Source organism: Rubritalea sp. (genome assembly GCF_039830215.1).
Taxonomy (GTDB): Bacteria; Verrucomicrobiota; Verrucomicrobiia; order Verrucomicrobiales; family Akkermansiaceae; genus Rubritalea.
Map to the genome: position 1 here is coordinate 1 of NZ_JBDOPO010000381.1, position 5,323 is coordinate 5,323.

General features: G+C 50.1%; 6 protein-coding genes. All 6 read left to right on the top strand.

Annotated elements, in window-relative coordinates; translation table 11 throughout:
- Positions 1 to 138 precede the first annotated feature (138 nt).
- The 6 genes from ABGY95_RS13070 (at position 139) to ABGY95_RS13095 (ending at position 4,754) form a co-directional block, all read left to right on the top strand.
- Positions 139 to 816 (top strand): hypothetical protein, encoded by a 678-nt coding sequence (locus ABGY95_RS13070; protein ID WP_347442129.1) that lies wholly within the window; start codon positions 139 to 141, stop codon positions 814 to 816.
- A 183-nt stretch (positions 817 to 999) separates the two neighbouring features.
- Complete coding sequence (locus ABGY95_RS13075) at positions 1,000 to 1,212, top strand: hypothetical protein (RefSeq protein ID WP_347442130.1); 213 nt, start codon at positions 1,000 to 1,002, stop codon at positions 1,210 to 1,212.
- 37 nt (positions 1,213 to 1,249) lie between these two features.
- Complete coding sequence (gene trpS / locus ABGY95_RS13080; protein ID WP_347442131.1) at positions 1,250 to 2,215, top strand: tryptophan--tRNA ligase; 966 nt, start codon at positions 1,250 to 1,252, stop codon at positions 2,213 to 2,215.
- Positions 2,216 to 2,234: 19 nt separating this feature from the next.
- Positions 2,235 to 3,947 carry a DUF3592 domain-containing protein gene (locus ABGY95_RS13085; protein WP_347442132.1) on the top strand — a complete coding sequence of 571 codons (1,713 nt, stop codon included), beginning with the start codon at positions 2,235 to 2,237 and terminating at the stop codon, positions 3,945 to 3,947.
- A 4-nt stretch (positions 3,948 to 3,951) separates the two neighbouring features.
- Positions 3,952 to 4,368: a hypothetical protein gene (locus ABGY95_RS13090; protein WP_347442133.1), complete on the top strand. Its 417-nt coding sequence runs from the start codon at positions 3,952 to 3,954 to the stop codon at positions 4,366 to 4,368.
- 161 nt (positions 4,369 to 4,529) lie between these two features.
- Positions 4,530 to 4,754, top strand: a complete 225-nt coding sequence (locus tag ABGY95_RS13095; protein WP_347442134.1) for a hypothetical protein — start codon at positions 4,530 to 4,532, stop codon at positions 4,752 to 4,754.
- The last annotated feature ends 569 nt before the right edge of the window (positions 4,755 to 5,323 follow it).

Sequence of the window (5,323 nt, forward strand, 5' to 3'; positions counted from 1 at the left end):
CGCGACTTGACGTGTGCGGTCGGTGAGTTACCAAATGACTTCCTCATTTCCCAAAAATACCCCATAAAGATGAAGCTTAGTCCACTGCAGCTCCGCGCCGCATGTACCGAGCCTCAGCACTCAAGAACACACCCTTAAGTGAGCCACAAACCACCCGTCTCCCGCAATCTACGGATCGCCCAATGGGCCATACCTATACTGCTTCTCACTATCTTTGGAGCCATGTCCTATGGCTCCATCCAAAAACAAACCCACGCTGCCCAGCTCACCAATGACATTGGGCAGCACAAGCATGTCTACGTGGCCCTTTTCAGCTATGCCAAAGACCACGATGGTCTTTACCCAACTGACTCAGAAAGTGAATCGCCAACTGCGGTCGTCTGCTTTACCCAATTAATTCAAGCTGGTGTCATGGAGACCGAAGAGTGCTTCTGGAGTAAGGATAATGCCGAAGTGCTTGGCTCTGCGAACGTATTCCCACCTTATAATAATCGCTCACTCACAGAAAATGAAAACACAACAGGCTATGTGATGGGACTCACCACTCGTTCACGTACTAACCTCCCCATTCTCTTCGATAATTCAACAAAATCTGGAGTATTCAACACTGGCGTGTGGCAAGGAAGAGCTATCATCTCCAAACTCAATGGCTCCGTCGAATGTGTTGCAATCGACTACGGAGGAGGCCCACCACTCAACCAAGATGGTAGCGGAAAAACTGGTACTACAAGAGAAAGACGAGGAAACCAAGATGTCGACATCTTCACACACCTGCCAGATGGCACCACAGTCCTGCCTCCGCAGTTAGCCCGATGATCTGTCCATACGGTTCTCCGAAACCATCACTTTCTGCGCTACCATTTGAATATGCGCCCTAACCCATCACAACGCAGCTAGATTGCTTACGTGTTTTCAGCGAGTTTCGCGGTCCAACATCCCCCGCACCATTGGCCAAACTTGGCACTTGAAAAGTAGGTAAGGTAGCACAACACTGCGCGCATGAAATTCAGCGTTCTCTTACTAGCTTCTGCAGCGACTCTCACACTCAATTCCTGCAACACCTTTGTCGGTCTCGGACGCGATGTTAAAAGTCTTGGCACGGGAGTAGAAAACAAAGCCTATGGAAAAACTTGGAAGGGCGAGCCTCGCACTCAGAAATCCCAGCTACAGCAACAACCAGCTCAAATACCACAGACTACGATCACCCAGTAGTTAGTTTATTTCCCACATCCATACCATTTTCCCTACCATGAGAATTCTCACTGGACTTCAACCGAGCGGCAAACTCCACATCGGCAACTATTTCGGAGCGGTACAGCCAGCCGTTCAACTCCAGGACCAAGGCGACGCCTTCTACTTTCTAGCGGACTACCACGCGATGACATCGATGACCGATGCCGCTACTCTCCGTGCGAACGTGCAGGACCTTGCAATCGACTTCCTCGCTTGTGGGCTCGATCCTGAGAAGGCCACTATCTTCCGCCAGAGCGACATCCCAGAGGTCAATGAACTCGCTTGGATTCTCTCCACTGTTTGCCCGATGGGGCTGCTGGAGCGATGCACATCCTACAAAGACAAAGTGGCTAAAGGTATTTCAGCCAACCACGCTCTCTTCGCGTATCCAGCTTTGATGGCAGCCGACATTTTGCTCTACGATGCGAAGGTCGTGCCAGTAGGCAAGGACCAGAAGCAGCATGTGGAAGTCACCCGCGATCTAGCAAATAAGATCAACGACAAGTTTGGTGAAGGCACACTCGTGGTTCCTGAAGCCCAAATTAGGGAGAACACTGCCGTTGTCCCTGGTATCGATGGCCAGAAAATGAGCAAGAGCTACGGTAATACCATCCCACTCGCGGGCGGCAAAAAAGCGATCCGTAAGATCATCATGCGCATTCTAACCGACTCATCAGCAGTGGAAGACTCGAAGGCGACAGAAGGCTCTAACATCATTGCGCTCTACAAACTTTTTGCCGACGAGGCTGCCCTCAACCAGATGATTGCCGAGCACGAAGCTGGCGGGTTTGGCTACGGCCACTTCAAACAAACTCTCTTCGACGCCTACTGGGAGCACTTCACCACAGTCCGTGAGAAACGCGAGGAATTGGAGAACAACCTCGACTACGTCAACGGCGTGATCGCAAATGGAGCCGAACGTGCGCGCCTCGAATCCACCAAGGTTCTCGACCGCGTTCGCAAGGCAGTAGGCCTCCGCTAAACTCCACTCGATCAAGACAATGAGCACCATCAGATTCCGTAGCCACAATAAAGGGACTGGTGGTTCCAGCACTGGTGGGAAGTATTTCCTCATCATCTTCGGGCTTATCTGGACCGCTTTCAGCAGTCTGTTTGTCGTGCTGGGTGTCAAGTCCAGCCTCTCTGATGCTGAACGTTCTTCTTGGCCGACCACTCCCTGCGAGGTGGAGCACTTTAAGGTCAAATCCAAGCTCGGGCTAGACCCAGCCTTTCAGCCAGCCATCAATTACAGCTACAGCTGGAAAGACACCGAATACACTGGCACTAAAATCTGGCAGGATAAAGAAGGTGAGGACGACTACCACGACCTCGCAGAGCTGATAGACGTAGCACACGAGGGTAAAATCACCGAGTGCTACGTCAACCCACAAAGCCCCTCTGAGGCAGTCATCTACCCCACAGACGATTCCGACTGGGTTGGTCTTATATTTGCTATTTTTGGTGGTTGTTTTGTACTGCTAGGGCTTGGTCTTTTAACCATGGGGATCAAATCATTCGGCAAGAAGGACAAGGCGCTTTCCTCCAAGAAAAAGGAAGAAGCTGGCAAGTTTATACTCATCCCCTTCTTTGGGATTTTTGGTTTAGCCGGGTTTGCTGTATTGATCTTCTTTGTCCTACCGATGTGGCAAAAATACTTTGCTGCGCAGTCGTGGGAGACAACGACGGGCACAGTAGTATGGAGCCAAGTCCGCACCCACGATGGTGACGACGGTGACACCTACAGCGCCGATATTTTTTATAAATACAATCACGGCGGCCGCGTCTACAAATCCAACAGTGTTGGGCTCATGGGCGGTAGCTCCAGCGGTAGGAGTGGCAAACAAGACAAGGTAAACGACCATCCACGTGGCAAGCAGATCACCTGCTTCGTCAATCCTGAGAACCCGCACGATTCCTTACTAGAGCGGGAAATGGGCTGGTGGGCAGCCTTCACACTTTTCCCACTGCCCTTCATTGCTGTCGGAGTTGGTGGGCTCATCTTTGGCCTCAAAAAGCAGAAGAAAAAGAAAGCTCTCAGCGCTAGCGCAATACTCCGTGAAAAACCGAATAGCTCAGGGCAATCACCATTTCGCTCAAGCTTCCGCAAGGAATTTAGCCCACGCAAAAAGCGCATCGGCTGGATCTTTGGTGCACTTTTCATTGCTGCATTTTGGAATGGCATAGTCTCGGTATTCGTCTTTCAGGCAGTCGAAAGCTGGAAAAGAAATGACCCAGATTGGTTTCTCACCCTCTTCATGACGCCCTTCGTGCTGATTGGCTTAGCTCTGCTTTTGCACGTCTTTTATCGCATCCTCGCATGTTTCAATGCGGCCCCAATCCTCACCCTCGCTCCAGCAGAGATCACCCTGGGAGAAGCCACGCAGCTGGAATGGAAAACCCTCAGTGGTGAGCACAAAATCAGCCACTTTGCCATCTATCTCGTTAGCGAAGAAGAGGCCCACTACCGACGTGGCACCAACACTGTAACCGACACATCAGTCTTCTACGAGCAAGTATTACTCGACACCAAAGATCCACGCAAAGTGAGGCGTGGTGAGTCCGAGATTCTCTTAAGCTCTGACTTAATGCCGAGCTGGAAAAGCTCTAACAACGCGATCAAATGGTCGCTGCGCGTGCGCGGTGAAATCTCACTCTGGCCCGACATCAAGGACAACTACGAGGTGACCGTCCTTCCAGCCAACTCCCAACACTAAGCATATGACAGACTCCATCTCTATCCAGCTCGATCAAGAAAGCTCCGAGTTCCTACCCGGCGCCACTATTTCTGGCAAGGTCATCTGGACTGCTGCGGCTGCGACAAAGAAAGTTGAGCTACGGCTTTTCTGGTTCACCGAAGGCCGAGGCACCCAGGACATCGAGCTGGCAGAAGAACGTAGTTGGGATGCGCAAGGGCAAGCTGAGCAGGCTTTCGAGCTCACCCTACCGCTCGAACCCTATAGCTTTTCGGGCACACTAATCTCCCTCCAATGGGCGCTCGAGGCCGTGACTCTTCCCAAAGAAAACGCGACAGCAAAAGAAATCTTCACCCTCAGCCCCAACGGTAAAGAACTTATACTTAGTACCGTGGAAAATAGCCTGACTGCTAATAAGAAAACGTGGGGTAAGAAGCGCTGAAATTGCCACCTTTTCTAGCACTCTGGTAGCTGATGCTCTGACTGGAATTATAAGGTCTGCTTGTATTTGCGTGTTTGAAATACGCTTATCCATAGGCACTTTTTCTTTTCTCCAACCGTAGCGGTACAACGGATGAGTAAATCGCCCTAGCCACAGCGACCGTGGACGATTATCTCAAAGCTCGAGGAGCTAGCAACTACCTCAACTCCACCTTTTCCCTAACTAGCATAGGTGGCGTAAAAATAACCTGCGGCTCCGAGTTCCTAGCAGATCCTCTCATGTCCTGCAAATTCAAGACCGTTATCATTGCCGAGGGTCACCACTCGATAAGCCTTTCACTTCTTGATGATTGCCCAGGCTGCGGAGGCACTGGTCTCATTCTCTAGATTACTCAACCATCTCGTTCATAGTTATTTAGGATAAAACGATCCCCTTAGCTTACTGCAATCGCATGCTATTACCTGTCTCCACAACGAGGTCTAGCGTCAACGATTGCGGGGCGCTCGTTCAAACCTATTCTATATTTTGCTTCGCCTTGTGCCGAGTCTACATCGATAGCGGCTCTTTCCATTGATGCATAGCTCCTTACATAAGTTTACACCCGTTTTCAGGTACTCTGCTAAGTGGCGATAGATATTTTCATGGCTGACTTTTTGACCTACTCGTTTGAGTACTATACTGATCAGCTCATGACTGAGCTTGATGAAAATTCACCTTATTGACTGACCTTCATATCTTTACTGATTGTCACCTTGCTAACTCCTATGGCCATAGCTATTTTATTAATTAGGCGGAAAACCAGTTGGCATTATTTCTGCTGGATATAAGCTATGAAACTTCAAGACGCACGTACGCTCACACCTAGCCAACTCGAAAATAGACGCAAGCAATTCTAAAATTCCCCCTAATCTATAGGGGCTCACTTATGCTGAGATTGGCGTAATTGTAGATGTAG

Coding starts and splice junctions, on each gene's coding strand:
- ABGY95_RS13075 (WP_347442130.1), top strand. CDS start 1,000: ATGAAATTCAGCGTTCTCTTACTAGCTTCTGCAGCGACTCTCACACTC.
- trpS (WP_347442131.1), top strand. CDS start 1,250: ATGAGAATTCTCACTGGACTTCAACCGAGCGGCAAACTCCACATCGGC.
- ABGY95_RS13085 (WP_347442132.1), top strand. CDS start 2,235: ATGAGCACCATCAGATTCCGTAGCCACAATAAAGGGACTGGTGGTTCC.
- ABGY95_RS13090 (WP_347442133.1), top strand. CDS start 3,952: ATGACAGACTCCATCTCTATCCAGCTCGATCAAGAAAGCTCCGAGTTC.